This window comes from Variovorax sp. EBFNA2, assembly GCF_033802765.1.
Lineage (GTDB): Bacteria > Pseudomonadota > Gammaproteobacteria > Burkholderiales > Burkholderiaceae_C > Variovorax > Variovorax paradoxus_H.
Map to the genome: position 1 here is coordinate 893,504 of NZ_CP138497.1, position 25,373 is coordinate 918,876.

At 62.5% G+C, this 25,373-nt stretch carries 29 protein-coding genes and 4 pseudogenes; 11 read left to right on the forward strand and 22 right to left on the reverse strand.

Annotation, left to right across the window (positions count from 1 at the left end; genetic code table 11):
• The first annotated feature begins 51 nt into the window (after positions 1-51).
• The 4 genes from RZE79_RS34505 to RZE79_RS34520 all read left to right on the forward strand — a co-directional run bounded on the left by RZE79_RS34505 (position 52) and on the right by RZE79_RS34520 (position 3,826).
• A complete protein-coding gene (locus tag RZE79_RS34505) occupies positions 52-852 on the forward strand; it encodes a GntR family transcriptional regulator (RefSeq protein WP_319361930.1) in 801 nt (266 codons plus the stop codon).
• 87 nt (positions 853-939) lie between these two features.
• The gene (locus tag RZE79_RS34510; protein ID WP_319361931.1) at positions 940-1,782 is read left to right on the forward strand and encodes a MipA/OmpV family protein; all 843 of its coding nucleotides are present in this window, start codon (positions 940-942) and stop codon (positions 1,780-1,782) included.
• A gap of 15 nt (positions 1,783-1,797) precedes the next feature.
• On the forward strand, positions 1,798-2,484 hold the full coding sequence (locus RZE79_RS34515; RefSeq protein ID WP_319361932.1) for a response regulator transcription factor: 687 nt from the start codon (positions 1,798-1,800) through the stop codon (positions 2,482-2,484).
• Positions 2,453-3,826, forward strand: coding sequence for an ATP-binding protein (locus RZE79_RS34520; RefSeq protein WP_319361933.1), 1,374 nt, complete (start codon positions 2,453-2,455; stop codon positions 3,824-3,826). The genes RZE79_RS34515 and RZE79_RS34520 overlap by 32 nt, the downstream gene beginning before the upstream one ends.
• A gap of 23 nt (positions 3,827-3,849) precedes the next feature.
• Here the strand turns inward: RZE79_RS34520 and RZE79_RS34525 are convergent, their stop codons facing one another.
• The gene (locus RZE79_RS34525; RefSeq protein WP_319361934.1) at positions 3,850-4,086 is read right to left on the reverse strand and encodes a hypothetical protein; all 237 of its coding nucleotides are present in this window, start codon (positions 4,084-4,086) and stop codon (positions 3,850-3,852) included.
• A gap of 331 nt (positions 4,087-4,417) precedes the next feature.
• Here RZE79_RS34525 and RZE79_RS34530 point away from each other — a divergent pair, with 331 nt between their 5' ends.
• Positions 4,418-5,155, forward strand: a complete 738-nt coding sequence (locus RZE79_RS34530) for a phosphatase PAP2 family protein (protein WP_319361935.1) — start codon at positions 4,418-4,420, stop codon at positions 5,153-5,155.
• Entirely contained in the window at positions 5,152-5,421 is a 270-nt protein-coding gene (locus tag RZE79_RS34535) for a hypothetical protein (RefSeq protein ID WP_319361936.1), read from the forward strand. The genes RZE79_RS34530 and RZE79_RS34535 overlap by 4 nt, the downstream gene beginning before the upstream one ends.
• Here RZE79_RS34535 and RZE79_RS34840 read toward each other — a convergent pair.
• The gene (locus tag RZE79_RS34840) at positions 5,411-5,677 is read right to left on the reverse strand and encodes a molybdopterin cofactor-binding domain-containing protein (protein WP_373696593.1); all 267 of its coding nucleotides are present in this window, start codon (positions 5,675-5,677) and stop codon (positions 5,411-5,413) included. The two genes, RZE79_RS34535 and RZE79_RS34840, sit on opposite strands and share 11 nt — an antisense overlap.
• Positions 5,678-5,981: 304 nt before the next feature.
• Between RZE79_RS34840 and RZE79_RS34540 the strand changes: the two genes are divergently transcribed.
• Positions 5,982-6,461 (forward strand): hypothetical protein, encoded by a 480-nt coding sequence (locus RZE79_RS34540; protein WP_373696610.1) that lies wholly within the window; start codon positions 5,982-5,984, stop codon positions 6,459-6,461.
• Here RZE79_RS34540 and RZE79_RS34545 read toward each other — a convergent pair.
• From RZE79_RS34545 to RZE79_RS34570, 6 genes and pseudogenes are all read right to left on the reverse strand, one after another.
• A complete protein-coding gene (locus RZE79_RS34545; protein WP_319361937.1) occupies positions 6,404-7,771 on the reverse strand; it encodes an MmgE/PrpD family protein in 1,368 nt (455 codons plus the stop codon). The genes RZE79_RS34540 and RZE79_RS34545 overlap by 58 nt on opposite strands.
• Before the next feature lie 116 nt (positions 7,772-7,887).
• Positions 7,888-8,205 (reverse strand): DUF4387 domain-containing protein, encoded by a 318-nt coding sequence (locus RZE79_RS34550; RefSeq protein ID WP_319361938.1) that lies wholly within the window; start codon positions 8,203-8,205, stop codon positions 7,888-7,890.
• Positions 8,198-9,589: an acyclic terpene utilization AtuA family protein gene (locus RZE79_RS34555; RefSeq protein WP_319361939.1), complete on the reverse strand. Its 1,392-nt coding sequence runs from the start codon at positions 9,587-9,589 to the stop codon at positions 8,198-8,200. Before RZE79_RS34555 ends, RZE79_RS34550 begins: the two co-directional genes overlap by 8 nt.
• 55 nt (positions 9,590-9,644) lie before the next feature.
• A pseudogene (locus RZE79_RS34560) lies at positions 9,645-10,706 on the reverse strand (ABC transporter ATP-binding protein); the annotation flags it as partial.
• The gene (locus RZE79_RS34565; protein ID WP_319361940.1) at positions 10,699-12,366 is read right to left on the reverse strand and encodes an iron ABC transporter permease; all 1,668 of its coding nucleotides are present in this window, start codon (positions 12,364-12,366) and stop codon (positions 10,699-10,701) included. The pseudogene RZE79_RS34560 and the gene RZE79_RS34565, both read right to left, overlap by 8 nt.
• Before the next feature lie 3 nt (positions 12,367-12,369).
• A complete protein-coding gene (locus tag RZE79_RS34570) occupies positions 12,370-13,452 on the reverse strand; it encodes an ABC transporter substrate-binding protein (protein ID WP_319361941.1) in 1,083 nt (360 codons plus the stop codon).
• Between the two features lie 113 nt (positions 13,453-13,565).
• On the opposite strand from RZE79_RS34570, the gene RZE79_RS34575 reads away from it, so the two are divergent.
• The gene (locus tag RZE79_RS34575; protein WP_319361942.1) at positions 13,566-14,246 is read left to right on the forward strand and encodes a GntR family transcriptional regulator; all 681 of its coding nucleotides are present in this window, start codon (positions 13,566-13,568) and stop codon (positions 14,244-14,246) included.
• 52 nt (positions 14,247-14,298) lie between these two features.
• Here the strand turns inward: RZE79_RS34575 and RZE79_RS34580 are convergent.
• From RZE79_RS34580 to RZE79_RS34615, 8 genes and pseudogenes are all read right to left on the reverse strand, one after another.
• Positions 14,299-14,613 (reverse strand): annotated as a pseudogene (locus RZE79_RS34580) (DUF3363 domain-containing protein); the annotation flags it as partial.
• A 538-nt stretch (positions 14,614-15,151) separates the two neighbouring features.
• Positions 15,152-15,661 carry a S26 family signal peptidase gene (locus tag RZE79_RS34585; protein WP_373696594.1) on the reverse strand — a complete coding sequence of 170 codons (510 nt, stop codon included), beginning with the start codon at positions 15,659-15,661 and terminating at the stop codon, positions 15,152-15,154.
• An 8-nt stretch (positions 15,662-15,669) separates the two neighbouring features.
• Positions 15,670-16,119: a DUF2840 domain-containing protein gene (locus tag RZE79_RS34590; protein ID WP_319361943.1), complete on the reverse strand. Its 450-nt coding sequence runs from the start codon at positions 16,117-16,119 to the stop codon at positions 15,670-15,672.
• A 77-nt stretch (positions 16,120-16,196) separates the two neighbouring features.
• Complete coding sequence (locus tag RZE79_RS34595) at positions 16,197-16,823, reverse strand: hypothetical protein (RefSeq protein ID WP_319361944.1); 627 nt, start codon at positions 16,821-16,823, stop codon at positions 16,197-16,199.
• A gap of 206 nt (positions 16,824-17,029) precedes the next feature.
• A pseudogene (locus RZE79_RS34600) lies at positions 17,030-17,848 on the reverse strand (replication initiator protein A); the annotation flags it as partial.
• A 27-nt stretch (positions 17,849-17,875) separates the two neighbouring features.
• Complete coding sequence (locus tag RZE79_RS34605) at positions 17,876-18,169, reverse strand: helix-turn-helix domain-containing protein (RefSeq protein ID WP_319361945.1); 294 nt, start codon at positions 18,167-18,169, stop codon at positions 17,876-17,878.
• Between the two features lie 119 nt (positions 18,170-18,288).
• On the reverse strand, positions 18,289-19,044 hold the full coding sequence (locus RZE79_RS34610) for a DNA -binding domain-containing protein (protein ID WP_319362396.1): 756 nt from the start codon (positions 19,042-19,044) through the stop codon (positions 18,289-18,291).
• Between the two features lie 135 nt (positions 19,045-19,179).
• Positions 19,180-19,521 (reverse strand): DUF2958 domain-containing protein, encoded by a 342-nt coding sequence (locus tag RZE79_RS34615; RefSeq protein WP_319361946.1) that lies wholly within the window; start codon positions 19,519-19,521, stop codon positions 19,180-19,182.
• Between the two features lie 187 nt (positions 19,522-19,708).
• Between RZE79_RS34615 and RZE79_RS34620 the strand changes: the two are divergent.
• Positions 19,709-19,891 (forward strand): annotated as a pseudogene (locus RZE79_RS34620) (helix-turn-helix domain-containing protein); the annotation flags it as partial.
• Here RZE79_RS34620 and RZE79_RS34625 read toward each other — a convergent pair.
• Positions 19,877-20,212 carry a DUF2958 domain-containing protein gene (locus RZE79_RS34625; RefSeq protein WP_319361947.1) on the reverse strand — a complete coding sequence of 112 codons (336 nt, stop codon included), beginning with the start codon at positions 20,210-20,212 and terminating at the stop codon, positions 19,877-19,879. The pseudogene RZE79_RS34620 and the gene RZE79_RS34625 overlap by 15 nt on opposite strands.
• A gap of 245 nt (positions 20,213-20,457) precedes the next feature.
• On the opposite strand from RZE79_RS34625, the gene RZE79_RS34630 reads away from it, so the two are divergent.
• Positions 20,458-20,721, forward strand: coding sequence for a helix-turn-helix transcriptional regulator (locus RZE79_RS34630; RefSeq protein ID WP_319361948.1), 264 nt, complete (start codon positions 20,458-20,460; stop codon positions 20,719-20,721).
• Positions 20,722-20,750: 29 nt separating this feature from the next.
• Here RZE79_RS34630 and RZE79_RS34635 read toward each other — a convergent pair whose 3' ends face one another.
• The gene (locus RZE79_RS34635; RefSeq protein WP_319361949.1) at positions 20,751-21,092 is read right to left on the reverse strand and encodes a DUF2958 domain-containing protein; all 342 of its coding nucleotides are present in this window, start codon (positions 21,090-21,092) and stop codon (positions 20,751-20,753) included.
• Between the two features lie 214 nt (positions 21,093-21,306).
• On the opposite strand from RZE79_RS34635, the gene RZE79_RS34640 reads away from it, so the two are divergent.
• Entirely contained in the window at positions 21,307-21,597 is a 291-nt protein-coding gene (locus tag RZE79_RS34640) for a helix-turn-helix transcriptional regulator (RefSeq protein WP_319361950.1), read from the forward strand.
• A 36-nt stretch (positions 21,598-21,633) separates the two neighbouring features.
• Here the strand turns inward: RZE79_RS34640 and RZE79_RS34645 are convergent, their stop codons facing one another.
• The 4 genes from RZE79_RS34645 to RZE79_RS34660 all read right to left on the reverse strand — a co-directional run bounded on the left by RZE79_RS34645 (position 21,634) and on the right by RZE79_RS34660 (position 24,945).
• On the reverse strand, positions 21,634-21,975 hold the full coding sequence (locus RZE79_RS34645; protein WP_319361951.1) for a DUF2958 domain-containing protein: 342 nt from the start codon (positions 21,973-21,975) through the stop codon (positions 21,634-21,636).
• Positions 21,976-22,507: 532 nt separating this feature from the next.
• The gene (locus tag RZE79_RS34650) at positions 22,508-22,816 is read right to left on the reverse strand and encodes a DUF736 domain-containing protein (RefSeq protein WP_319361952.1); all 309 of its coding nucleotides are present in this window, start codon (positions 22,814-22,816) and stop codon (positions 22,508-22,510) included.
• Positions 22,817-23,781: 965 nt separating this feature from the next.
• Positions 23,782-24,021, reverse strand: coding sequence for a hypothetical protein (locus RZE79_RS34655; RefSeq protein WP_319361953.1), 240 nt, complete (start codon positions 24,019-24,021; stop codon positions 23,782-23,784).
• A 264-nt stretch (positions 24,022-24,285) separates the two neighbouring features.
• Positions 24,286-24,945 (reverse strand): JAB domain-containing protein, encoded by a 660-nt coding sequence (locus tag RZE79_RS34660; RefSeq protein ID WP_319361954.1) that lies wholly within the window; start codon positions 24,943-24,945, stop codon positions 24,286-24,288.
• Positions 24,946-25,373 lie beyond the last annotated feature (428 nt).

The following is a 25,373-nucleotide window of genomic DNA, read 5'->3' on the forward strand; positions in this document are numbered from 1 at the left end:
GACCTCCCTGACAATGCAACCTTCAGCCACGAGAAGAGTCGAGAAGACACAATGTCAGTGATCCTTCGCCGCGAACGCGGTGACCTCTTGCATCGCCAGCTGTTCCTGGCTCTTCGGGAACAGATCAGGCGGGGCGCCTACAGGGAAGGCGACCCGATACCCACCGAGGATCAGCTATGCCAGTCATTTGGTGTTTCGCGCATCACGGTGCGGCGCGCCGTCGCGGACCTAGTGGAAGAAGGATGGCTGGAGAAACGCCTCGGACGAGGCACTTTCGTCAAGCAAACAGCTGCCAAGCCTCAGAACCGCACCGGTTCGACGTTCACGGAATCCCTGGCGAAGCGGTCAAAGCAGACAAAGGTCACCGTCCTCGAGGTATCGAAGTGCTCGCCACCGCCCCTGGTTGCGGCGGCCATGGGGCTGGCCGAAGACGCACAGGTGATGTACGCCAGTCGTCTTCGCTCCATATCCGGTGTCCCCCTGCTCTTCGTCGACTCCTGGGTGATGCCGGAATACGCAGGCACCATCAAGAATGACACGCTCGAGAGGCGTTCGATCACCGAGATGCTGTTGTCCGAGGGCGTGCGGTTTCGATACGTGACCGAGGAAATTTCCGCTGTCGCCGCGGCTCCTCACGTGGCGGCGAGCTTGCATGTAGAGGTCGGCTCGCCGTTGCTATGCGTTGCACGCCTCGTCAGCAAGGATGTGGGCAAGACGGTGATGTACCTGATGGCCTACATGACGTCGGAGCGCAGCCGCGTCGTGTTCAGCCACGAAGAGCAAGACCTCGACCGCATGTACGAGGCCAAGCTCATTCACGACATCGATGGCTACGGCCCGGACCAGGGATGATCCTTCGCGCCGCCGGTGCCGGTAAGAGTTCGGTAAGACGATCGCGCCAACGATCGAAGCCCCCTTACAACCCTGATTGGCTCCGCGATGCCGCGTGCGTTTTCGACTCCTGTCTTCCCCGTTTTTCCCTCCTTGCTTTTTGGTGTTTCGCTGGCGCTGGTTCTGCCCGCTGCGTGGGCGCAGGACAGCAGCCTTGATCAACCTCTGGCTGCCGCGGTGTCGCAGCCTGGGCAATCGGCCGACGCCTCTCGCTGGGGCATCGGCATTGCCGCCGGTGTCAAGCAGCAGCCATACACCGGCGCGGGCACGAAGACCCAAGGCATTCCGCTCATCTACTATGAAAACCGCTATGTACGGGTGCTCGGTGCAGGTGCGGAACTCAAGCTGCCGAAGGTCGAGCTGGGCACCAATTCATCTTTGTCCTTTGGTCTGCGCGCCAAGTACGGCCTCGGAGGCTACGAGCCGAGCGATGCGCCTATCCTGAAGGACATGCAGGAACGCAAAGGAAGCGTCTGGCTCGGCGCCGGCGTCACCTGGCGCAACGAGATTGCCGACGTCTCGGCCGAGTGGCTCGGCGATGCCTCGGGCAAGAGCAAGGGCCAACAATTTCGTCTCGGCGTGCAGCGCGACTTTCGCGCAGGCAACTTCACATTGACACCACGGATCGAGGCCAACTGGCAGGACAAGAAATACGTCGACTACTACTACGGCGTACGCGCCGAGGAGAGCCGCCCCGGCCGTTCTGCATACCTTGGAAATTCGACTGTCAACACGGAAATCGGACTGCGCGTCGGCTACGCAATCGATTCTCACCAGTCGGTGTTTGTCGATGTCAGCGCCACGCAGTTGGGCAAGCAAATCAAGAACAGCCCGCTGGTCGATCGTTCGAGCCAGTCGGCCGTCTCGCTCGGCTATCTCTATCGTTTTTGACGCTGCCTCGACCGCATGAACCGCATCGCGCTGATCGAAGACCACGACCGCATGGCCACCTTGGTATGCCAAGCGCTTCTCGGCGCGGGCATCGAGGCCGATGTGTTCGGGCGCGTCGACGTCGCCTGGCACGCACTGCGCCGCACGCCCTATGCGGCGCTCGTTATCGATCGCGGACTACCCGATGGCGATGGCCTCGAACTGGTACGGCGGTTGCGCGCGGCCGGTACGCGCACGCCGTGCCTGATGCTGACGGCGCGGGATGCCCTGCATGATCGAATCGATGGCCTGGAGTCGGGCGCCGACGACTATCTGGTCAAGCCATTTCCCATGGAAGAGCTCGTCGCGCGCGTGCGCGCGCTGCTGCGGCGCCCGGCCCAACTGCAGAGCTTGTCGCCGGCGTACGCCGACATCTGCGTGCACCCCGAGAGCGGAACGCTGACTTGCGATCATGACGCCGTCACGCTCGCGGCTGCCGAGCTTCAGATCATGCTTTGCCTTGTGCGCAGCGGCGGCCAGACCGTGCGCCGCGGCGCGCTCGAAACGGCCGCGTGGGGAATTTCGGAGGCGGTTACGCCCAATGCACTCGATGTGGCGCTGCATCGCCTGCGCAGAAAGCTGCAGGCCGTGGGCTCTGCGCTGCAGATTGCCAATGTGAGAGGACATGGTTATGCGCTTCGCGAAGCCCCACTGGCCACATAGCCTCGGCACGCAGCTGCTGGCGACGTACGTGGCCGGCATCCTGGTCTGCATTGCGGTGATCGTTGTCGTGAGTGCGGCCACGCTGCTTCTGCGCGGAGACACTTTCAATGAAGGAATCTCCACCCATGCGCGGTTGATCGGCGGACAGCTGGAGTTCGACGCGACCGGACGCCCGAGCGGACTGGACGAATCGGAGCTCCCGATGTGGCTGTATTCCGGCATGGGGAAAGAAACCGCTGTGCGCGTGCTCGACTCGACCGGCAACGTCGTGATGCCAGCAAGGAAAAACGATTCAGCGCTGCTCCAGGAGGGCAAGGGCTTCGAGCCCCGTGATCACACGTTCGATTCGATTGCAGACGGGCTTGCGGTGCGTGCGGCAACACATGGCCTCGATCACGAGGGTCAGCGATGGTATGTGCAAGTGGCGGTGAGCCAGCGCCTGATCGAGCTCATGGACCGCAGCGTCGGCATGCCAGCGCTTGGACACGGCATTCTGCTTGCGTGCTTCGCATCGGTCCTGGTGTTCGCTGTGGTCATGTATTTCACACTGAGCCGCATGCTCAGACCGCTGCGGGTGGCGTCTGAGAGTGCCGCACGTATCACGCCGCGTACGCTCGACGCCCGCTTGAGCGTGCAAGGGCTGCCCTCGGAGATGCTGCCGCTGATCGAGGCCTTCAATCGCGCGCTCGACCGTTTGGAGAGCGGCTACATCGCGCAGCAGGATTTTCTTGCGGCGGCTGCGCACGAGCTCAAGACACCGCTCTCGTTGATTCGCGCGCAAGTCGAACTGGGCAACGACAGCGGAGCCGTCTTTAATTGCGATGCCTTGATTCGCGACGTGGATCAAATGGCTCGGCACGTCAGTCAACTTCTGCACTTGGCCGAGGCGACCGAGTTGTGCAACTACGAGGCGGGCGTTGTCGGTGCAGCCGCGCTGGTGGACGAGGTCGGCGACTATCTCGGACGACTTGCGGGGCGCCGCGGCGTGCATCTGGATTTGCGGGTTGCGCCGGACTCCGCGTCCTGGCAGGCGGACCGGGGTGCGCTCTTCACACTGCTGAAGAATCTCCTGGAGAACGCGATTCAGCATTCGCCGCCGCATGGCGTGGTGCGGCTCATGGCCGATGCACGGCAGATCTCGGTTCGCGATGAGGGTGCTGGTATTCCAACTCGCGATCTGCCGTTGATCTTCGATCGCTTCTGGCGCGGCGCGGGGCGGCGCGACGAAGGCGCGGGGCTGGGCCTTGCAATATGCCAGGAGATCGCGCTCGCCCACGGTTGGCGATTGACAGCACACGCGGCATCGCCTGGGACGGAGTTTGTTCTCGCATTCGCGCCATAACGGCGATAGCCGCTTCAGCACTGTCAAGGACAGTGCTCGAAGCAAAGCAGCAGCCAGAAGGCGATGGCTCCACGGTCCATGAACAGCTGAACCTCGAACGCAGCGGCGATCAGTGCAAGGCAATTCAGGACGTCCAGCAGGCAGGTGTCAAACAGCCATGACCCAAGGCGTCCGGGCCAGCAGAGTTTCGCGAAAAGCTTGGCGGCTGGCCTCATGTCGGCGAACTGAAGGGCTGAGCCGCAGAGGTCGATTTTCGGCACGGGGAGGTCAACGCCACGTCGGGCGCATTTTGCGTCACGGCGAGCCCCCTTGGGCCGCAGAGAACGAGGGTGATAGAGGCACGCAGCATGACGGGGTCCGATAGTGATGAAGCCTGAATGCTCGGCCTACCAGCCTTACCCTCGGCTTACCTGGCGAATGGCGTCGCACCTTCGAGCCGGGCAGGTCCGGTAAGGATGCAGCAAGGCTACGGGGTGGAGCATCTGGACACGATCAAACCGGAGCCCGCGTGTCCTCAGTTCTTTTTTCCGAAACAGCGGCGCCCTCCTCTGCCCCGTCCACAGCAGCGATGCTGAGCGGTGGCTTCGCAGCATGACAAGCAGCCCTCGCGACCGAGCCCGCAATGAAACTCCCGCTGCTCGTATCCTGAAGTCCCTCGGCGCGCTGCTTGGCGGCGTCGTGGCCATGGCGGTCTGGTTGGACGCCGCGCTCATACGGGTCATCCACGCGCTTCTGACAGCGGAGTCCTCCGGCGTCTTCGACACGGTCAGCGATGTCGCCGACGCCCGCTTCTTTGGGATCGCCGCGTTGGGTATCTACGCCTCAAGTCTTCTTGCATTGTCGGTACCGGTGACAGTGCACTGGAAACACGGTTGCGAGCGCTGGGTCCGCGGAAGCCTGCTGATGCTCCTGACTTTGCTGACAGGCGGCTTCATGACGTTGGTTCTCAAGCATGTCGTCGCGCGGGCCCGCCCTTTCCTGCTTCTGGAGAACGGACACTACGGCTTCGCCGCACCGTTTGCCGGGGCACCCTTTAATTCGTTTCCGTCAAGTCACGCGTTCACGGCATTTGCCGTTGCGTTCGTGCTCGCTGGCCTGTTTCCCAACTGGCGCAAATGCTTGTGGGCGTTGGCCTCCATCCCAAGCATCTGCCGCGTTCTCGCGCTCGAGCACTTTCCGAGCGACGTGATCATGTCCGCGGTCATTGCCGCGTGGTGCGTGGGCTTCTGGGCACCGCGCATATTTGCACCTCGATCGAACTGGCCGCTGCAGCGTCCCTGGCACTGGCGCAGGACCCCGGTACCGGTTACCGCCGAGCAAAGGCGATGATCGCGAAAGACCCAGCGGCAACTCCTTGGTCGGGATTGCGTCCAATGATGTGGTCGACCCACAATCTGGTACTGCATTTCGATGGTTCCCGTGAGCGACATCCCGTCAGCGACGCCGTTGATGAGGACCACTCCGTTGTCACGCCCCATCTGAGGGCCTGCCACACGGACGCGCAGACCCTGGACGCGGCCGTCCGCGTCGAGCGCGGCGCGCAGGCGACACATCATCGTCTGGCGGTAGTGCCTCTGCTGAAAGTCATCGGCTAGCGCCCAAAGCACCTTCACCGGGCGGCCACCTGCAGCGCAGGCTCGTGAGCATGGCTTGCATGGCCGCCTCAGCCTGGGTCTTGCGGCCGAAGCCGCCGCCGAGATAGGGGTATGAAAGTAGACCTGCTCGGGCTTGTAGCCCCCCCGCTGCTCCGCATTCACGCAGAAGGATGTCTTGGGCCTGCGTACCGGTCCACAAGTCCAGCCGATCCGGTCCGGCTTGCGCCATGCAATTGATCGGTTCCATGCATTGCATGCGCGAGGAGTGGCACGGCGCAGTCCGCCTCTACCACCTGATGCGGCGCACGGAACGCTGCAGCGATGTCCCCGCGCTGCAGCGGCCGGCCATGTACCGCCTTCCAGTGCGGCGCGCATGCGCTCGTCGAGCTCAGGGGTGCTGACACGTTCGTTGAGCGTCCCTTTGAATCGAATGGTGAGTTTGTCGGCTGCCTGCTTGGCTTGCCACCAGCTCCGTGCAACCACGACTGCTCCGTTCGGGGCGGGTACCCTCCCAGAAGACCCGGCGCTATTGGCGCTCGCGGCCCGACCCATTCGCCGACGTGTGGGACACGCAGATTGTTCCGCTGCTCAGGAGCGCGCCCGCGCTGATGGCCGTTACGCTGCTGCGCAAGCTCCAGGACGACTACACCGATCGTTTCCCCGATGGCATGCTGCGCACGCTGCAGCGTCGCATCCGGCAGTGGCGCGCTGTACAAGGTCCATCCAAGGAAATGTTCTTCCCGCAGGGCCATGCCCCTGGCCATCGCGGCCTGTCGGACTTCACCGCCATGGGGAAGTTGGGCGTGACGATTGCGAACGCGCCGTTTGCCCATATCCTGTACCACTTCGTGCTGAACTTCTCACGCTGGGAACACGTAGAAGCCCGCATAGCCCACAGGCAAATCGAGGCGCTGCTCGTACTCGCGGTGCCAGCCCTTCAGGGCATTCCTAGGCTGGGCCATCGCGACAGCAGTCCGTGCAATCAGGACTTAACGTCAAGCTCGAAATTCGAGAGAAACTGGTGTAGCCCTGCCTGCTGATCCAGTGCCCAGCAAAGTCCAAGTGCCTCTTCGATTTTCTGTTGGCTGAAATGCTCTTGGGCGAAGTCGCGAAACTTCGTCTCGATCGCGCGATCGTCAAGCCCGATGCGTGGATTTTCCTTGGTTCCAAGCTCCTCGCTCAGCGATTCCCCATTCTTCAGCCGAAGCGTCACCCTGTTCGCGAGCGACGGCATCTGCGCAGCAAGCACCGGGTCTTCGTGCACAGTGATCTTGTCGATGATGGCCAGTACCTGCGGATCGGCAAGCTTGGCGACGTCGTAGGTTGCACGCGTGATCGTCCCATCCAGCAGCGCGCGTGCGACGGTGTAGGGCAAGCTGTGGTCGGCGGTCTCCCGGGTTTCCGGGCGCCACTTTGCTTTGTCTTTCGCCAAGAACTTGTAGCCGACGTCAGTGGTGTCCACGCGAATCGATTCGATGGCATCGAGACTTCCGATCTTTTCTCTCAGGCTCACAGCGGCCATCACGGCTGTTTGCATCTCGCCATTCGTTGGATAGAGCTTCGTCTTCGCCACCTTGATGCGAAAGTCCTGGCTTTGTCGGTTGCCAAAGTAGGCTGTATCGAGATCGATGGCACCGCTGACCTGGGCGAAGAATCCCATCTCACCCTCAAAGATCGCGCAGGGTCCTGTCATGTCGTGCTTGGCAAGGTACGCGCAGAACACGGCGTTGCGCGTCGCGTTCGCGGCCGAGGCGCCCTTCCATCCCGAAAGTTCACCTGAACGCACCTGACGCATCGCAATGTGCCCGTTGAGAGCCATGCCCAGCGCGTGCACGAGTTGCGGACGCGAAAGCTTGAGCAGCTTTCCCACAGCCATCGTTGCGGCAATGGTCACGTAGTTGACATGATCCCAGCCTCGCCTGAACAGAGTCGCAGCGTCCTGAAAGCGCATCTGGATCTCGTAGGCGATGACCATCGACAGGATCACGTCCTTCCCACTGAGATTCTCTGCTTCTGCGACGGCAAGGCATGCGGCGATGCTGTCGCTCGGATGCCCCGGCTCAAGGCTGAAGTAGCCGTCGTTGTAGTCGAGGAATCTGACCATGGTCGCGTTCAGAAACGCAGCGACGTCCGTTGCCACCTTCTTCCGGGAGAAGAAGATGGTCGATGCCCCCTGTGGAAGGGTGTGTGCATAGGATCGAGTGCTAGTCGCGGGCGCACTGTTCATGCCGCCGAGGGCGCAGCCCATGCTGTCGACAACGCGCTGCTTCGCGACATGAATGACATGCTGGCCAAGGTCGCTGTACTGAAGCAGATCGACATACTCGGCCAGTTTTTCAGCCAGTTGCATAAAGGTTCTCCGTCAAATCAGTAAGGGAAATGGCGATCGTCCGCGCCGATGCAGGCGATGCGCGTGGATCTCCACGCATCAAGTGTGAAGAATGGACGACGGCTTCCTGTGGCCGGCTATCGAGTCGCCGTTAAATCAACATCAAGAAGCCGGACATATTGCTGTCCGCCGTGCATATCCCGCTCAAGCGAACCGCCTTGAGGACGTCGCCGTGGATAGGAGATCTTCAGTACCAGCAGCTCAGGCACCGAGAAGACCTTGATCAGGGCCGCGTCGACGTCGTACAGCTTCGAAATGGCTTCCGGCTTCAACTGGGCTGCACCGCTGTAGCGCTCGAACGAAGCGCGGTCGGGGAACGACAGGTCCAGCGTTATCCAGAAAGGCCCGGCGTTCTTCGATCGGACGTGCTTGCAAACTTCGCTGACCTTAGACATGTGCGTGCTCCTTCGCTTCAACGAAGACAGTTCTGACAAGCTCCAGTCCATCGGCGACGTGCACCACATGGTTGAGCTTGAACTCGTAGACTTGGCCCTTCTCGATCTCCGCCGGAGAGAACGCGAACCCATAACTTGGCAACGCCTGTTCCTGCTTGATTGGCAAATGAAAGAACCAGGGGTTGCAGGTCTTCGCAATCTGGGTTGCCAACTCCTGCGAAGATGCGGTCGCCACGAAGAGCAGGCCGATTTCCCGCGGTGCTGCAGCGCCCGCCTCGACCGGCAATCCGTCTACGGCGTTCCAACCGTAAGGACGCAATGAGATCTCGAAGTCGTTCTGATTCAGGCCCATCGCAGCCACTGCGCGCTGCGTGAGCACTCTTTGCATCTGTTCCACAAAGAAATCGATCTCGGTCAGGACGGCGGGATCCTTGATTCCCACAAGCATCAGCGTTTGAAAACCGCGCCGCGCCGCGCCCTCCAGCTTCATTGTGTAAGGCTTGGAAATGAAGTTGGAGCCCGAGACCATCACGGTGCGTTCATCAACCGCGTCATAACGTGCCGCCGTCACGTCGAGCACGCCACCTGGCTCGTGCAGCATGAATGGATCACTGTTCTCATAGAGCATGTGTGCCGACACCGTGAACGGCGTGCAGCGGCTCACTGTTCCGAGGGGCTCAACCTCGAAAGCGTCACGACCCACGCGAATCATGACGCCTCCTTCCCGTGAATGCGTCGTGCACAGGCCACCGCACTCGGCAATCTTCCCTGCATGCCATGCCGAAGCCACGCCCGCTCCGTGCAAGAGCGGAAGTGCCGCGAGCACCGCCGTGTCGGTTGTACGGCCGCCAAGGACGATGTCTGCCCCGGCTTGCAAAGCCGCCACATAGGGCTCGGGGCCCATCAGCGCGACGATATGTTCACATTCGGCGAACAGGTCCGCCCCTGCATCCGTCATCGGTGCAAGCGGAGTTACGCGTCCGTCCTTGGCATACTTCGCCATCAAGGCAGGCTGCTGTTCGGAGTAAAGCAGCGCAATGCGCGGGTGCAAGTCATGCTCACGTGCGATTTCAAGTGCGACGTCGCGGGTCCAGTCCAAGGCCATATCGCAACCCGACGTACCGCATGAGCCGATCAAGAGCGGAATGCCGGCACGTGCCTGTGCAAGCATCAGGATGCGCATGTCCTCCTTGATTGCCGCCCGAGAGTATTTCGTTCGTCCGGTCGCCAGGTAGGCTGGGCCGCTGTCCGTGGATCCAGCGTCGCAGGCGATGCCGTGCGCTCCCGCCGCAATTCCTGCAGCGACATCGCTTTCGCGTATTCCTACGCCCAGCGCCCCGACAGGGACAATGATGTTGACGGTGTCTTTAAGTCGTTGTGACATGGGGTTCCGTGGTGTGTTGAAGGGGCAGTCTGTTTTGCGAGGCGGCCATGGCAGGCTGATCCGGAAAAAACCAGACTGCCTCGCGCGGCACATGAAGAAGGTGGTGGCCCGCGTCAATACGCATCGGGCTGAATGCACGTATGCGTGTTTCGCCCAAGCGGAAGATGAGTTCCCATTTGCCACCGAGGTAAACGGCGGTCTCAAGCTCCGCGCGCAGGGTGTTGGGGCCTTCGTGGTCGGCCAGCCTGACGGATTCCACCCTGATGACCGCGGTCCCTTTCTCACCGCCACGCGTGGCGCCTCGCACTTTTCCTTCCAGGCGGTGCGAGCCGACTGCCAGGACAGCGTTGCCGTCCCTCTGAGACTCGACGCTGGCCCTGTGCTGGTTGTTGGCGCCCATGAACTCTGCGGCAAACAAGCTCGTCGGGCTCCCGTACAGTTCCTCGGGGGAGCCCGTTTGCGCAATGACGCCCGAGTCCATCAAGACCACGCGATCGGCGATCGCCATGGCCTCGACCTGATCGTGCGTCACGAAGATGGCGCTCAGGCCGAGCGATTTGATCAACGACCGGATCCAGATCCGGGCTTCTTCCCGCAACTTGGCGTCCAAATTGGAGAGTGGCTCGTCGAGCAGGATCACTGGGGGGCTGTAGACCATGGAGCGGGCAAGTGCCACCCGCTGCTGCTGCCCGCCTGAGAGTTGATGGGGATACCGGTCCCCCTTGCCTTCGAGACCGATACCGGCCAGCACCTTCGCGACCTTCATCCGGATCTCGTCGGGACTGGCCCTGCGCAGCTTCAACCCATACGCGACGTTCTCGAAGACTGTCTTGTGCGGCCAGAGCGCATAAGACTGGAATACCAGGCCCAGGTTTCGCGCCTCGGTCGGCACGTCGACGCCGTTCGCGCTGTCGAAGACGGCCTTGCCGTCGATCGCGATGCGCCCGGACACCGGTCGCTCCAGACCTGCGATGGATCGCAGCAGGGTGGTCTTGCCGCAGCCAGACTGCCCCAACAGGACGACGATCTCGCCTTCTTCGAAGGATGCGGAGACTCCCTTGAGAATGTCGTTCTGGCCCAGGGTGACACGAAGGGACTCGACTTCCAGCTTAGGCATGCTTGACCTTTCCGAACTTGGCAAGAAGAAGCACGCCAACTCCGATCATGAGAATGTTGAGGGTCGCCAGTGCGGCGATGGTGTCGATGGCACCGGTGTCCCACAGGGACACCATGAGGGAGCCGAGAACCTCCGTGCCCGGTCCCAGCAGGTAGACAGCCGTCGAGTACTCTTTGACGTAGGTGATGAACATCAATGCCCACGCGCTCAGGAGTCCGGCTTTGATGAGTGGCAACGTGATGTCGCGGCTGATCCGTGATGGAGACCCGCCGGTCACACGCCCGGCTTCCTCGAGTTCCGGTCCGATCTGCAGCAGCGAACCACTCACCAGGCGCATGCCGTAGCCAAGCCAGACGAGTGTGTAGGCTATCCAGATGGCCATGAGCGTTTGCCTGAAGGGGCTCAGCACACCGACAAAGAGGAAGATCCAGAAGATGGCGAGACCGGCGACCAGGCCGGGCATCGCACGGGGCAGCAGCACGAGGTAGTCGAGAAGCGCGCTCCAGCGGGACTGCCATCGGTGCGCTGCCAGATTGATCACTGTGTAGACGGCCACCGACAGCGCGCTCCCGAGCGTTGCCAGCAGGATCGTGTTGACGATGCCGCGCTTGAGATTCGGGAACTCGAAGACCGAAGCGAAGTGCTGAATGGTGAAGTTCCCGGCCAGCGGGACACCTTCGCCCCAGGTCTTCAGGAAACCGCGCAGGACAACCGCGCCAACGGGAACGAGCACGGTCACCACCAGCCACACGACGATCACGCCGCTCGCCACCCATCGCCACGGCCCCAAGGACAGAAGGCGGCGCGACGCACCCTTGCCCTTGACCGACACGTAGCGGTCCGCATCGTTCATCATCTTGCGTTGCAGCCAGACGAGAGGGAGCGTCATCGCGACAATGAGCATGGCGACGACCGCCAGCAAGTGGTACGCAGGCGTGCCGAACAGATTCGTCAGCTTGAAGAGATAGGTGGAGAGAACAGAAAGTCCCTGGGGTTCACCGAGCACCAACGGAAGCCCGAACAGTTCGATGCCGAGAAACAGCATCAGCACGGTGCAGAACAGGATTGAGGGAAGCACCATTGGCAGGCTCACGTCCAGGGCCACGCGCAACGGGCTGGCGCCTGCAACCCGCGCGGCCTCTTCGACGTCTGAGCCCAGCCCGCGCAGAGCAGTCGACACGTACAGGAAGACGTGCGGCACATGAACCAAGCCGGCAATCAGGATGATGGTGGGCTTGGAATAGAGAGTCCAAGGCACAAAGCCGAACAGTGACTTGGCCGCCAGGCTCAGGAAGCCGACCGGCCCCGCGCTCACCACATAGCCAAATGCCAGTACCAGCGAAGAGATGAACATCGGCACGAGCACGAAAGGCTCGATCCAGCGAGCCCCCGGCACGTCGGTGCGCACGAGCAGGTAGGCCAGCAGGCTGCCCAGTGGCACTGCGATCAAGGTCATCCCGACAGAAATCTGGGCAGAGTTCCAGAGTGACTTGTAGAAGTCCCCGTCCGTCAGAACATACTGGAAGGCAGCAAGGGAGAGTTTGGCGTTCGGCTTGAAGAACGCGTCGCTCTGTACGCTTTGCCAAGCGATCAGCAGGATGGGCGACAGGACGAAAATCGCTGTCGCGAGGATCAGCGCGATGCGAAGCTTGCGTGGCATCGATTACTTCGCCTGCAACACGGTTTTCCATTGCTTCAAGAAGCCGCCGCGCCAGACCGGGTCAAAAACGACCAGCCTTTCGGGACTCGGCATCAAAGCCCTTTCGTTCTTGCATTCGGCTGGACGCTGAAGCACCGGGTTGTTCTGCACGTCTGTCCGGATGCTGCCGATCGACTTGTCCGCGAGTTTTTGCTGGCCTTCCTTGCTCAACAGGTAGTCGAGAAATACCTTGGCGGCATTCGGATGCTTGGCCTTTTTCGAGATGATTGCAGTGCGTGTCAGATAGAGCGTGTAGTCACAGGGAACAATCATCCCGATCGTGGTGTCCGTCTTCAGTCGCTCCGCGATGTTGGCAGCCGCAAGGTTGTACGCGAGCGCGATTTCGCCAGATGCCACGCGCTCGACCATGGTTCCGTTGGACGTGAAGAACTTCAGGTCGGCTTGCGCCATTGCCTTGAACAACGGCCAGGCCGTGTCGGGGAACGCGCGGGAATCCTCGCCCAGGAATCCAATCCCTGCCGCGCTTCTCTCGACGTCGTACGTGCCGATCTTTCCGCGATAGGCCTCGCGCTTTTCGGTCAGTACGCGCGTCAGTTCCTGGCGGGTTTTCGGCACATCGGCCGCTGGCAGCAGACGCTTGTTGTAGATCATCACGATGGGCTCGTAAGTGATCGAATAGGCGGCGTTCCTGTAGTTGGCGCCGGGCCGCAGGTTTCCAGTCTCCGGCGAGGTGTATTCCGCCGCGATGCCGTCTTCAATCAGCTTGACCGCCGTGTCTGCGCCGCCCCATGCGAGATCTCCCGTGCCCTGTCCCGCTGCAAACTCGCTGGTGAACCTGGTGTAGACCTCGTTGCTGCTTTGGTCGACGAACTCGACCTTGATCTTGGGATACCGGCCCTGAAACGCCTGCAGCACACCGGCCACGGACTTCGAGTCAGTGGAGGAGTAAATGGTGACCGCCCCTTCTTTCTCAGCAGCGCGGATGAGTTCGGCGTAGCCCGCTGGGTATCCGTCAGGAACTTGCTGGGCGCTTGCCAACGAAGAAAGAAGCGCCAAAGCCAAAGAGGCGCGCTGCGGCAGTCCCATAAGTGTGTCTCCTTTTAAGGCTTTCTATTTTGTAGACAATCTTTGTAATTGTCTACAATCAAGCATAGGTGTTTACGCTGGCCTGCATTCGTAGGCTGTACGATCGGGCCCATATGGCTGAAGTCGCCCCCCTTTCTAACGTCCGCGCTCCTCTGGAAGAGACCGTCCAGTGGTTGGAACATGCGATCTTCTCCGGCGAGTTGAAGCCGGGCGACCGCATCGCGGAGTCCACCCTGGCAGCGCGCTTGGGCGTCGGGCGTGGCCCGCTGCGCGAAGCACTACGAACCCTGGAAGGAAGGCGCCTCTTGGAGCGCACTCCTTTTTCAGGCGTGCGAGTTGTCGATATCAGCAACGACGAACTCGAGCAACTGCTGATCACTCGCGAAGCGTTGGAAGGCATGGCAGCCAGGCAGGCCGCCGAGATGATGACGCTCCCCCAGACGCGGCGACTGCGCGAACTCCTGACAGCTGGAACTGATTCGACCAGCCTGGGTGAGTTCTTCCTGCAAAAGACACAGGACAACGATTTCCACGTCCAGATTGTTCGTGGCAGCGGGAACCGATGGCTGGCAGAGTTTCTTTGCCGCGACCTTTACTCGCTTCTCAACATTTGCAGGTTTCGGGCCGCCAGCGTGCCGGAGCGCATCGAACCGGCGCGAGATGAACACGAGGCCATCTTGGTCGCCATTGAGTCGCGAAATCCAGATCTGGCGGAGCGCCTGATGCGAGAGCACGTGGCTCGCGGACGAGAGTTGCTGTTGCGCCGCTTGCGAAACTCGCAGCGTGCTAAATAAACTGCTCGGCGGCAGATTTATCGACGAGCATCCAGCACCGGGAAGTTACTAGGACGCCGGTTCCGGCGGCCATCCCCTTTGCGGCCTGAGCCGGCTCCCGATTGCGCAGCGCCTCCAGCAGGTTGCGCGCCAGGATCACGCGCTGCCCGCGCCGATCGGCCAGCCTCTGTTCTTCGAGGAAGTCGGCGCGCTGCTGCATGGCCTGCTTGGTGTCACCACCAAAGTCCAGGTCGCCCAGCCCTCGGCCACCGCCGATCAACTGCTGATCTAGCCATGTCGCCAATTACGCTGGCCTGCCGCTCGACGGGTAGATGTGATTTCAGCTTCACCGCCGCACGCCCACGCGCTGCGCGTCGCGATGCGGGCCGCCCTGGCCGCTTGCCGGCCTTGGCGCCGGCCTTCGAGACTTCCTTGAGAACCCGGGACACGAAGCGCTCCGGGTGCGGTCCTGCACGTTACTTGGGGGCCGCCGGCCGAACACGGAAGCGGTGGCCATCGGATTCCTTAGGCGTGGCCATGGCGGGCACTCCTGAGCAATGACGCGCAAGGGATCGGATGCGGCACGCGCGCATTGCCGCAGCGACGCAGCGTTAGGCATCGACGCAGCACCGGCACCGACAGGTGCCGTGCCGCGCACACCCCACGTGCAGACGCGCTTTGCGGGTGGCGGCGTGCCGCCCCTTTTATCTGGCCCTCCCTGCACCCCGACGATTTCGCCTCCCGCATCCGCATCCGGCTATGACTGGCTCTCAGCCACGCACGGGGTGCACAACGCGGCCCAACAGGCAGCGGCAGTGCAGCAAGCGCTGCTCGCCGGAGTCGGAATCGCTGCACCACGGAGCGCGCCACGGACGCACATCCGGCTCCAGTTCGGCGGAACGCTACACCACGAAATGCCGCGATGTTCACGGCGCACTCCCTGTCCACAAGGGTCGCGCAACGCCGAACACGGTCGAGGCAGGAATGGGCCCGAAATAGCGGCTGTCGAACGACGTCGGATTTGTGGTGCTGAGCAAGAACACCTCCCCCGCCGCGAGGAAACGGCATTGCAGCCAGGGGCGCAGCGGGCGATACGCGCCGTCGTGCGATCGCGCGCACGCCACCGCTGTGCCGTCGATGTACAAAAGCCGCGCGCGAATGCACACCGATTGCGACGCGACGGCCCCGATGCGCTTGAGGATCGGCACGCCAACGGGCAGGTAGCCGCGCTGCGCGGCGAACTGCGCCACATCACTAGGGAGGCGAGCCAGGACGATGCTGCCGACGTGCAGCGATCCGGCATCCTCGATCTCCTCGACGACGTACCAGCCACGCGGAACACTGTCGCTCGGGTTGTAGACGATTCGGATGGGCGCATGCAGCGCCAACGGAACGCCCAGTGCTGCCGAACCGAGCGCCATACAGGCGAAGTGCATGACCCGGCTCAATGCAATTTCCGTCTCGCAAGATGCGCCGCGTGGCGCTCGAGCGAGGAGGCGGGTGGTAACTGACGCGCCGCCAGACGGTTGCCGGCGATGCGCCAGTACGTCACAGCCACAGCGCACGGGTCGACGCGCATGGCCTCGATGGCGTCGATCGTTTCGAGTACCGCCTTGACCTGGGGCTCGCCATCGACGCGCAGCAGAATGCGCGCGCCAGGCGTCACCCCAGCAACGCGCTGCATGGCCTCGAACGGCACCGGTGCCTGCAGCACCATGAGCTGCCACAGTGCAGTGCCATGATCGTTGCCGATCCATTTCACGCGACAGCAGACCGCGCCCGGTGCGAACACTGCGACCCTTCGCCAGCGATCCAGCACGGCCTTCTGCACCGGTTGGCCGAAGCGCAACGAGACGTTTACGCGATGCGCGACAAAGGCGAGCGAAACGCGCATGGGAGCGGGCCCCTCCGGCTGCTGCGGCTGTAGCACGGCGTGCGCGCATGGCGGCGCCGAGCCCATCCGTGGAAGCGTCATGACGAGCCCTCCCGGAACTTCCGCTCCAGCAGCTTGCACAACATACCCACAGCCGTGATGTCACGCCCAAACGGGTTCACCATCGAGCTACCGGTCACAGCGCCGACAACGCACCCCTCACTTCGACAATGAGCAACAACACCGTGCCTCTCCCAGACGTCGTAGGCGCTGGGCTGCACCGGGATCAATACCCGATCAAAGGCCAGTACCCCGGAGCGCGCGAGCGCCACGTCCCGACGCGGCCTATCGGTCACCCCACAATGGGCCTGCGCAGCGATCCTCGGAACCTTCAGGTGCAGCGTGTCGCTCGACATCCCGGAGACGTCATAGGATCGCTTCAGGCCACTTTGAAGGCGCCGCTGTGTCCAGTTCAAGGCGGGCCCTCGACGATCGGCGTCGACCAACACGTCGCGGCTTCCTGCCATCACCGGCTCGCCATTCAGATCCATGGCCAGCGTCGTAATCGCACGTCCTACCCTTCGGGTAAGCAAAGCGATCGCCCTGCCGGGGCGCCGTGCCCCTCCTGCCACGCACTCATCTGTCATCGAGCCCGACGAGGCTGCGCCAACCAAAGCATTGCTCATTTTTTCAGCGGCTTGGTTCCGCGCGCGCGTGATTTCCATTTATGTATTCCTTTAGATGTTTAGCGGGGCCCGAGGCCGTTGCCGGGTGCGGCCTTCCGGTCGGTCGGTGCGGGTGATTCACCGACACTTCTGCGGACGATCCACCGAGACTCGTGCGGGTGATCCACCGAGCCCATCCACACACCATCCACAGCTTCTTCAACAGGATCTGTGGATAAGTCGGGTCGCTGGGATGAGTCCGCGCAAGGTTTGAAACGCAGCCAGTCGGTGCCACCGATGCGCTCGATCGACAGGCTGTAGCCGGGCAGAGCCTGCTGTCGAACAAGCCGACGCACCTGCAGTGCGAAGTCGGAGCGACGCTGCAGGCTTCCGGATTTCAGATGCAAGTGGCGCATGTCGAACTTCCAGCCCCCCGCCTGTCGACCGCCGTGCTTGCGCACCAGCCGATACAACCAGCGTTCAATGCCTCCGGTGAGCTGGAAATACGTGGGGTCGAGCGTGAGGACCAGTGCCTCGTCCATCACGCCCGAGAAGAACCAGTCGGCCAGGATCAGTTCGATCCCGTCGGATCGCCCATCGGGCCGCAGGTACTCCTTCCATTCGTTGATCCACGAGAAGCGATGTACACGCATGCCGCCGTTGGGACGCTCACGCTGGCGCAGCGTCGTCGCGACGGTGGTGGATTGCAGCCGGTCAAGTGCGGCGCGCAACGCCAGGTAGTCACTGCGGCCCGTGCCGCGCCTCACGAAACGCAGAATCTCGTAGGGCGTGGCCACCATCAAGCGCGAAGGCACGATGCCTTCCTTCTTCGCTTGGACGATCTGGCTCGCCGCCCAGATTAGGACGTCGGCATCCCAGATCGTCGCGATGCCATGCTTTGGCACACCTTCGACAGAGAGTGAAACACCACCGGCTTCAAAGCGTATCGGCACTGTGCGCCGGGATTTCGCGAGACTGAAGAAAGGATACGCCATCAGATCCTGCGCGTCGCGCAGCACCATGTCGGCGCCCGGCAGCGCGCGGAACAGCGACAGCTGCTCACGTTCTCCCGCGCGCCTCGACACCGACGTACTCTCTGCCCAGCGAATCGGTCAGCGCACGGAATTGCGCTGCACGTAGTCAGGGTCCGAAGTCATTTCATAGGAGCGACTATCGGCCCAAGCGCGCAGGTCGGCAGCCGCATAGACCACACGCGCGCCCAGCTTCCGAAAACGCGGGCCACCGCCCTGCACGCGCTGCTTCTCCAGCGTGCGCGGCGAAAGGCGAAGGAATGTACCGGCCTCGTCTGTTGTCAGAAATTCAGGATTGACACTGCCCAGCGCTTGGGCGGCTTGAGTTGCATTCGCTTGCGCTGCGCAGGAAAGAAATGAACGGCCAACAGCCATGACGATCTCCATCGTTGTTGAGAGGCCGCAATCCGTTCGCAGCCCGATGAAGTCAGTTTGGGCAAAGGCCGGCGCACCGCAAAGGGAGAATCGGTTTACCTGCTTCGTCTCCGGTGGCGCTAGCCGGAACGCACGCCAGCGAGCCGCAAGTAACCGCCATCCATCAACGCTTTGGCGCGAGAGAGGATATGGCGGACCTGGGCGCGCAGGTGGCTGTCGGCGTGCCAATGCCCGTCCACGGCGTCCGCGCCGAACAGTGCTTCGGCCACACGACGCTGGCTGCAACCGGCCTGCGATGCGTCGAGCGCCTGCAGGCGGCGCATGTGCAGAGGATCCAGTCGCGACACACGCGGCGCAACGGGAAGTGATGAATCTCTTCCCTGCAGGGCCTTCAGAAGAATCGAAACAGTTGAAGCATCCCCGCCCACCGGTAGAGAAAGCCGGTACGCCCCTCCATCGGTCAGCGCTGGCGAGAGACTGACTCTCAGGTGATGCTTGCTACCTGCCGAGACAATCAGATCGGACCCAGCATGCAACACCGCTTTCCGACCAGGCAGGCGCCAGAGGTCGAAGACGGCGTCATTCGACGTCGGGCGACGTGAAGCGGGCCTCAAATGGGGTATCGCATCCTCGGCATCGAGCCATGCGGGGGGCGCATCGCGCGCGTCCAGGCGCGGGTCAATATCGACTCGCAAACCCCAACGCAGCGCCATGGCGCTGCGCTGTCTGCGGCGAGCGCCGAGCCAGGCCGTCCGGTAGGTGGGGTTTCGACGCAGATACTCCCAGGCCAATGCGGGGCCATCGAGTTCCAGTACATAAAGATAGGCAGCGGCGGCGCGCCAGGGCGCAGGTGCGGTATCGGCATCGCGAGACATCGTCACAGCGGGAATCTCCTTCGGAAAAGCCCGAAAGCTGCCATCGATCGCTCATGTGCAGGTCGCTATCCAGGCGAGTTGATCCCGCGCCAAACGCAGCTCGGTAACTTCTGCATCCGGAAATGTCTGCGTCGGTCAGTCAGTGACCATGCCATCGCGCTGGGCGTCCGCCACATAGGCCGATAGCGTCTTGCGAGGCTTGTAGTTGGCTTCCACCGCCACCGGCAAACCACTTGGTCCCTTGATGCCGGCCAGCATGGACAGGCTCACTTCCCCTAGCTCGGGAAATCCTGTCCCCACATCGATCAGACCGTAGGCCCGATCGCCATCGGCATCCAGCCCCGTGAGCACCCAGGTCGCATCTGCTCCGGGTGTGTAGAGCTTGATGACTGGATACGGATCGAAGTTGTCTCCGCGAGCGCGTGCCACGCCATTGGCGAGCATCTTTTCGCGCTGGTGTTCAGTGAGGAAGGTCATGGCTTCACCAAGTGAACTCGAGGTAGTAGTGAGGCAAATGAGACTGGCAAACCGGATAGTGAATTTGTACAGCTCGGATTGAAGGTGGCTCGCCCCGCGCACTCCCCAAAAACAGGGCGCCTCTCGACCGCAATGTCTCGATTAGTGGGTTCTCTATTAGGAGACACTAACACAGCATCGAGCGGACATGAAATCCCCTCGCGTGCTTTTTGGAGAGCGCGTCCGCGCCCTTCGCACCGAAGCGGGTTGGACGCAAGATGCCTTTGCCGAGCATGTTGGATTTGCGCGCTCATACATGTCCAAATTGGAAACGGGCGGAGCGAATCCTTCATTGGATGCGATTGCAGCGCTAGCTTCAGCCCTCAAGGTCCGAATTGCCGACCTCTTTGAGAACGCGAACTGAAGGATTACGAGGCGTGTAGTTGGCTTCAACGACAGCCGGCAAGCCGCCTGCCTCCGTAATGCCCTTGCGCATTGAGCTCACCTCTCCCACCTTGGGAAAGCCTGTCCCCGCATCCATCAGGCCGAACGCCCGATCGCCATCGGCATCCAGCGCCGTCAGCACCCAAGTCGCATCTGCGCCGGGTATGTAGAGCTTGACGACTGGATACGGATCGCAGTCCTCTCCACGAGCGCGCGCCATTCCATTGGCGCGCATCTGTTCCCGCTGGTGATCAGTGAGGAAGGTCATGACTTCGACAGAAAAACTCAGGTACGTTGGTCCGATGGAAGATCGCTCTTCGATACGTTCGTGTATCGGGCCTTTCGCCATCGCTCGGCTACGACGTCAGTCCCTCAGTTCAGCTCTTCAGCTCTTCAGCTCTTCAGCTCTTCAGCTCTTCAGCTCTTCAGCTCTTCAGCTCTTCAGCTCTTCAGCTCTATTTTGTACCATAGAAACGGGTGCATAAATGATGCAAGACAACGAGATTCGTTGTCGTGCGTTCCAATCAAGATCCTGCTCTGCTCCGAGCTTTCGCTGCCGAGATCAAGGCTCGACGCGCGGCGTCGGAGCTTAGTCAAGAAGGGTTGGCATTTGCATCATCCGTGACGCGCACGTTCGTTGCCAAGCTGGAACTTGCCCAGACCAGTCCCTCGCTGACCACGATTTTTCGGCTGGCCGACGGCCTAAAAATCGGACCGGATGAAATGATTCAGTCCACGATGAGGCGATACAGGAAGGAATTGCGAGCATCGAAATAGCATTGGGTGTGGGTGCCGCTATCGAGTATTCAGTCGGTACTCATGCCGTCGTGCTGTGCATCTGCCACATAGGCTGAAAGCATCTTGCGCGGCTTGAAATTCAGTTCGACGGCGACCGGCAGGCCACTTGGCCCCTTGATACTGGCCAGCATGGAAAGGCTCACTTCTCCCAGTTCGGGAAAGCCAGTCCCCACATCGATCAACCCATAGGCCCGATCACCATCTGCATCGAGCGCCGTCAGCACCCAGGTCATATCAGTGCCGGGCATGTAGAGCTTGACAACGGGATACGGATCGGAGCTCTCCCCACGAGCACGTGCCGCGCTGTTGAGGAGCATCTGTTCGCGTTGCTGTTCTGTAAGGAAGGTCATAACTTCGACAGAGAGCTGGAGGACCGGGCGAGAGATAGAAATCTATAAGACGAATAAGCGACTGCGCGTCACACAAGCCTCGCAGCGCCAAGCGCTCCGTTGGGCTGGCACAGGCGCCCTCGGCGTCGCTGGAAAAAAGCCAATTTGAACACTATAGATTGTAGCCCTATAGGGGTCTATAGGTTGTCATTGCCGTTCTCGGACGAACGACGCAATGACTTCCACCGCACACGCTTTCCCCGCGGCCCTCCGGGCTGTCCGGAAGGCCCGCGGCCTGAGCCAGGAAGCGTTCTCCGATGTGTCGAGCCGCACGTATCTCAGTTCGCTGGAGCGCGGCTTGAAGAGCCCCACCCTGAGCAAGGTGAGCGAACTGTGCGAGGTCATGGACGTTCATCCTCTCACGCTGATGGCGCTGGCCTATGGCGGGAACGACAAGACCCGAGACAAGCTCTTCGAGCGGGTGCGGCGCGAATTGGCCGAGATCCAGGCCGCACCAACGGAATGAAATACAGGCGCGGCCCTTCGGTCGCGCCTACGAAAGCTATGCCATGATGCGCCCTGCCAGCCGCGCTTCACGCGCATAGCCGCTCAGCGGCTTGTCGGCGACAAAGTGAAAATCGCGCTCGATCGGCAGCCCCCATTTCCCGCGCAAGCCCTCCAGTTCCTCCAGGCTCACATACCCGAGCTCAGGAAAGCCTTGCCCGAGATCGCAGAGCCCAAACGCGATGTCCCCTGGATCGAGCTCCGTGAGCAGCCAGGTCGCGCCGGCGTTGGGCGTGAACAGCTTGACGACCGGCGCAGGATCGAAACCCTCCGTCGTCATGGACAGCCGGCCGTTGGCCAGCAACTGCGTGCGTTGTTCGTCGCTGATGAGCTTCGTCATGGTCTATCTCCTTGAAAGGATTCCGGGCGGAATTGCCCGAGACCGAAGCCGCACGGCGCAGCGCAGCCGTCAGGGTTCGCGAGACGGCCGCCAGGACGCCAACGTGCGAAGCACGCGCAGACCTTGACGGCGAGACCGGCGTGCGACGATGAAGGGAACAGCAAGCCAGCCCTGCCTCCGCTTGAGCGCTCCCGACCCGCAAGCCCTGCGCGCAGCACCGCAGGTGCGAAGGCGTCAGCGATGAAAGCCCGATCGGGTCGAGACGCCACCGGTGGCTCGATGCGCAGCACGACAGCGCGGTCCGGCCTCGCCGGAGACGCACGGATGCTTGCACCCCAAAGCTGTATGAACACACGTTGGCAGAAACCCGCAGTGGGACCTCTCAGGAAGCCAACGCTTCAGGCATGCACGCCCGGGAATTCACCTCCCAAAAAAACCCAGACACGGAAAAGCCCGCGAACACGCGCGGGCGGTCGAAGCGAAGGGGAAAGAAAAAAGGCACCCCGCCGCAGCGGGGTGCCGAGGGCGACGCTCAGTCGCCCTTGCTGCGCGACCAGATCAGGTTGTGCGCGCCGTCCTCGCCTTCGACGAGGCGGGCATAGATGGTCGCCGGGAACGACGGGTCATCCAGCGTCACCGACAGGTAGGGCCGTTCCGCCTTGCTGATCTTCTTCCACGCCGCGCCGATCTCCAGGCCGTTGCCGGCGACGACGCGGTAGTCCGGGGCGTTCTCGCTGCCCTTGTCGCTGGCGGCGATCCGGACCTTGACGTTCAGGGTCAGGGTGCGGACCGTGCCGGTGTAGCCGTCGCCCGAAGCGGAGAAGTTGCCAATGGTGCTCATGATGAAGTCCTTTCGAGGTTGAGCCAGGTCCGCGCCCATCGCGGCCTTGGCGTGATCCGACCGGTGCGGGTCCGGGCGCGCCGCATCCCGAAACGAAGTGCCGGGGCCGCAGCGCAGCGAAGGACCGGCAGGCCCGAGAAATTTGCTGCGCGAGGAATCTGCACCGCAGAGGGGAAATTTGTCGGGCCGAACGGTTGCGGCGATCAAGCCCGAGGCAAGCGACACGCGAAGCAGCGCCGCCGTGCCCGCACCAGGATTCACGACATCTACAAGGCCGTGGGCGTGGACCGGCCCTCGCACAGGACGCATGCACCCGGCAACCGCCCGAAGCGACCACCCACCGGCACGGATTCGGTCGCGAACGAACGCCAGGCTCCCCAGACAGCGACGACAAGAGACCACACCCCGCCGCATCGCGCAGGCCAACAACAAGATCGGCATCGGCGGCGTGGAAATCGAAATGCATGGCGGCGACTGGCCTGTCGGTGACAGCGCCCGTCGTTCATGGGAATCTGTCCGCCAGCATCGAGGACGGCGCCACATTCCGGAACCCAGCGCAGCCAAGCGCCTCGCAGCCCAGCGCACGCACGTCTGCAGCGGCAGCTCGCTCTGATACGTCGGCGCCGCGGTGCCGGCTGCCAAAAAAGAAAACGCGCGCGGCACACCTGCCGCGCGCGTTGCCGCGCCGACCCCATAAAACCCCGGCCGCAGGCCCGGGCCAGACAGCATTCCGGCACCCAGCCCGCGAGGGCACGTCTGAACCACCGCGCGATGCGCGCCCTCACCTGCCGCAGGCTGGTTCAATCGAGAGGAATGTCCCGGAAGGACGAACCACCGTGCCAGGTCCCCAAAGGGGGCCGCGGGTCTCACCCCGCGAGGGGCGAAGGCACGAAGCTGCGGCAGCCCCCACCGACTCTGTCGGCGGTCGCGCGCGCTCCGCGCGGGCGAAACGACCTCGCGCTGGATCAGCTGCTGGTGGTCTTAGGACGTGCCTTGGCCTCGAGCCGCCCGAGCAGGGCGAATCCGTCCGGAGTGACCTCCAGGACCGTGGCCGCATGCGGCATGCTGTAGACGCCCGCGCGCTCGAGCCGCGCCACGATCAGCTGGGCGGCCAGGAGCATCTCGATATTTCTTACCCCCTCCGGGTCGGTGACGGTGACCGGCAGTGGCGTGTCTCTGAGTCCTTGCAGGTAGTGCAACGGCATGGAGCGTGGTGCCTTTCGTCAACGAGCAGACGAGTGTGCGTTGACCTGTACCCCGCCTCGCGTGGGACGTGTCCTAGACCGGCGACGGACACGACCCCTCCCCAGCGCGTCCCGGCCAGTGCACGGTCCGGCGAGACCCTCCACCCATGGCACCGGCGCAGCCCGACGCGATGCGGGCACGTACCCGTCGGGAGCAGCGCGTCGACAGGGAGGAAGAAGCAAAGAAAAAAGAAACGCGGGCACCGAAGCACCCGCGTGCCGCGCTCAGACGAGGCCGCGTTCGGCCATCGAAGCGGCGCGGTTGTTCCCCACGACGAAGTGATCGAGCACCAGCACGTCCACGAGCGCCAGCGCCTCCTTGAGGACCCGCGTGAGCGTCACGTCCGCCTCAGATGGCTCGACCTTGCCCGAGGGATGGTTGTGCGCCAGGATCACCGCCGAGGCGTTCAGCTGCAGCGCGCGCTTGACCACCTCACGCGGATAGACGCCCGTTTGCGTCAGCGTGCCGCGGAACATGTCCTCGAACGCCAGCATCGTGTGCTGCGCATTCAGGAACAGCACCGCGAAACTCTCGTGGGCCTGCCCCGCGAAGTGCAGCTTCAGGTAATCCGACACCGCGTCGGCACAACGGAAGGCCTGCGCCGGACGCAGGTCCTCCATGAGCAGTTCCCGCGCCAGGCGCAGACCCGAACGCAACTGCAGCCAGCCGATGCCCGATGCATCGCGCGCAACACCGATCAGTCGATGCAGCGAGCGCCCGTTCGCCTCGAACAGCGCCTCAGCCTGCGCGCCGAGAAAAGGCCGCAGCGCCTCGAGCACACGCAGATCGCGCGATGAGAGCGCGTCGACCTGTCCGGCCGACGACGAGGATGCGGAAGAAGAAGAGGAGGAAGAGGAGGAAGAGGAAGACGACGTAACGTTCATGACGATGAACTCCTGTGCAAGACACAGGCGGGATTGCCTGCGTGCCCCCGCGACCCCGTCGCAGCGCAGTGCTCAAGGCCGCCGCAGGCGCGCGGCACGCGCCGAGCACGCGCAGCGCGCGCAGGGCCTTGAACGCGAGAACGAGGGGGTAGCCTCAGGGCTCACAGGCAAGCCCTCCCCCACCCTTCGCAGAGGCCACGAAGGACTTCGCGCCCGACCTGCCTCCCGGCGCGCAAGCAATCCATGCTCTCAGTTGCGAAACTCGACGCCCCCATGCATCGATGTCGTCTATGTGTAACGCAAACTGCATCGATAGGTTCTCTACCAATGCGCTCCTAAAGTCCGGCTTCACCTGACCGCCATGTCGCTCCCCACGACAGGCGGACCTCACGAAGAACACGCCAGCGCCCCAAGGCGCCAGCCGGAGA

Bases quoted from the DNA above. Each gene is read 5' to 3' on its own strand.
- RZE79_RS34505 (WP_319361930.1), top strand. From the start codon at position 52: ATGTCAGTGATCCTTCGCCGCGAACGCGGTGACCTCTTGCATCGCCAG.
- RZE79_RS34510 (WP_319361931.1), top strand. From the start codon at position 940: ATGCCGCGTGCGTTTTCGACTCCTGTCTTCCCCGTTTTTCCCTCCTTG.
- RZE79_RS34515 (WP_319361932.1), top strand. From the start codon at position 1,798: ATGAACCGCATCGCGCTGATCGAAGACCACGACCGCATGGCCACCTTG.
- RZE79_RS34520 (WP_319361933.1), top strand. From the start codon at position 2,453: ATGCGCTTCGCGAAGCCCCACTGGCCACATAGCCTCGGCACGCAGCTG.
- RZE79_RS34530 (WP_319361935.1), top strand. From the start codon at position 4,418: ATGACAAGCAGCCCTCGCGACCGAGCCCGCAATGAAACTCCCGCTGCT.
- RZE79_RS34535 (WP_319361936.1), top strand. From the start codon at position 5,152: ATGATCGCGAAAGACCCAGCGGCAACTCCTTGGTCGGGATTGCGTCCA.
- RZE79_RS34840 (WP_373696593.1), bottom strand. From the start codon at position 5,677: ATGCAATGCATGGAACCGATCAATTGCATGGCGCAAGCCGGACCGGAT.
- RZE79_RS34545 (WP_319361937.1), bottom strand. From the start codon at position 7,771: ATGCAACTGGCTGAAAAACTGGCCGAGTATGTCGATCTGCTTCAGTAC.
- RZE79_RS34550 (WP_319361938.1), bottom strand. From the start codon at position 8,205: ATGTCTAAGGTCAGCGAAGTTTGCAAGCACGTCCGATCGAAGAACGCC.
- RZE79_RS34555 (WP_319361939.1), bottom strand. From the start codon at position 9,589: ATGTCACAACGACTTAAAGACACCGTCAACATCATTGTCCCTGTCGGG.
- RZE79_RS34565 (WP_319361940.1), bottom strand. From the start codon at position 12,366: ATGCCACGCAAGCTTCGCATCGCGCTGATCCTCGCGACAGCGATTTTC.
- RZE79_RS34570 (WP_319361941.1), bottom strand. From the start codon at position 13,452: ATGGGACTGCCGCAGCGCGCCTCTTTGGCTTTGGCGCTTCTTTCTTCG.
- RZE79_RS34575 (WP_319361942.1), top strand. From the start codon at position 13,566: ATGGCTGAAGTCGCCCCCCTTTCTAACGTCCGCGCTCCTCTGGAAGAG.
- RZE79_RS34585 (WP_373696594.1), bottom strand. From the start codon at position 15,661: ATGCACTTCGCCTGTATGGCGCTCGGTTCGGCAGCACTGGGCGTTCCG.
- RZE79_RS34590 (WP_319361943.1), bottom strand. From the start codon at position 16,119: ATGCGCGTTTCGCTCGCCTTTGTCGCGCATCGCGTAAACGTCTCGTTG.
- RZE79_RS34595 (WP_319361944.1), bottom strand. From the start codon at position 16,823: ATGGAAATCACGCGCGCGCGGAACCAAGCCGCTGAAAAAATGAGCAAT.
- RZE79_RS34605 (WP_319361945.1), bottom strand. From the start codon at position 18,169: ATGGCTGTTGGCCGTTCATTTCTTTCCTGCGCAGCGCAAGCGAATGCA.
- RZE79_RS34610 (WP_319362396.1), bottom strand. From the start codon at position 19,044: ATGTCTCGCGATGCCGATACCGCACCTGCGCCCTGGCGCGCCGCCGCT.
- RZE79_RS34615 (WP_319361946.1), bottom strand. From the start codon at position 19,521: ATGACCTTCCTCACTGAACACCAGCGCGAAAAGATGCTCGCCAATGGC.
- RZE79_RS34625 (WP_319361947.1), bottom strand. From the start codon at position 20,212: ATGACCTTCCTCACTGATCACCAGCGGGAACAGATGCGCGCCAATGGA.
- RZE79_RS34635 (WP_319361949.1), bottom strand. From the start codon at position 21,092: ATGACCTTCCTTACAGAACAGCAACGCGAACAGATGCTCCTCAACAGC.
- RZE79_RS34640 (WP_319361950.1), top strand. From the start codon at position 21,307: ATGACTTCCACCGCACACGCTTTCCCCGCGGCCCTCCGGGCTGTCCGG.
- RZE79_RS34645 (WP_319361951.1), bottom strand. From the start codon at position 21,975: ATGACGAAGCTCATCAGCGACGAACAACGCACGCAGTTGCTGGCCAAC.
- RZE79_RS34650 (WP_319361952.1), bottom strand. From the start codon at position 22,816: ATGAGCACCATTGGCAACTTCTCCGCTTCGGGCGACGGCTACACCGGC.
- RZE79_RS34655 (WP_319361953.1), bottom strand. From the start codon at position 24,021: ATGCCGTTGCACTACCTGCAAGGACTCAGAGACACGCCACTGCCGGTC.
- RZE79_RS34660 (WP_319361954.1), bottom strand. From the start codon at position 24,945: ATGAACGTTACGTCGTCTTCCTCTTCCTCCTCTTCCTCCTCTTCTTCT.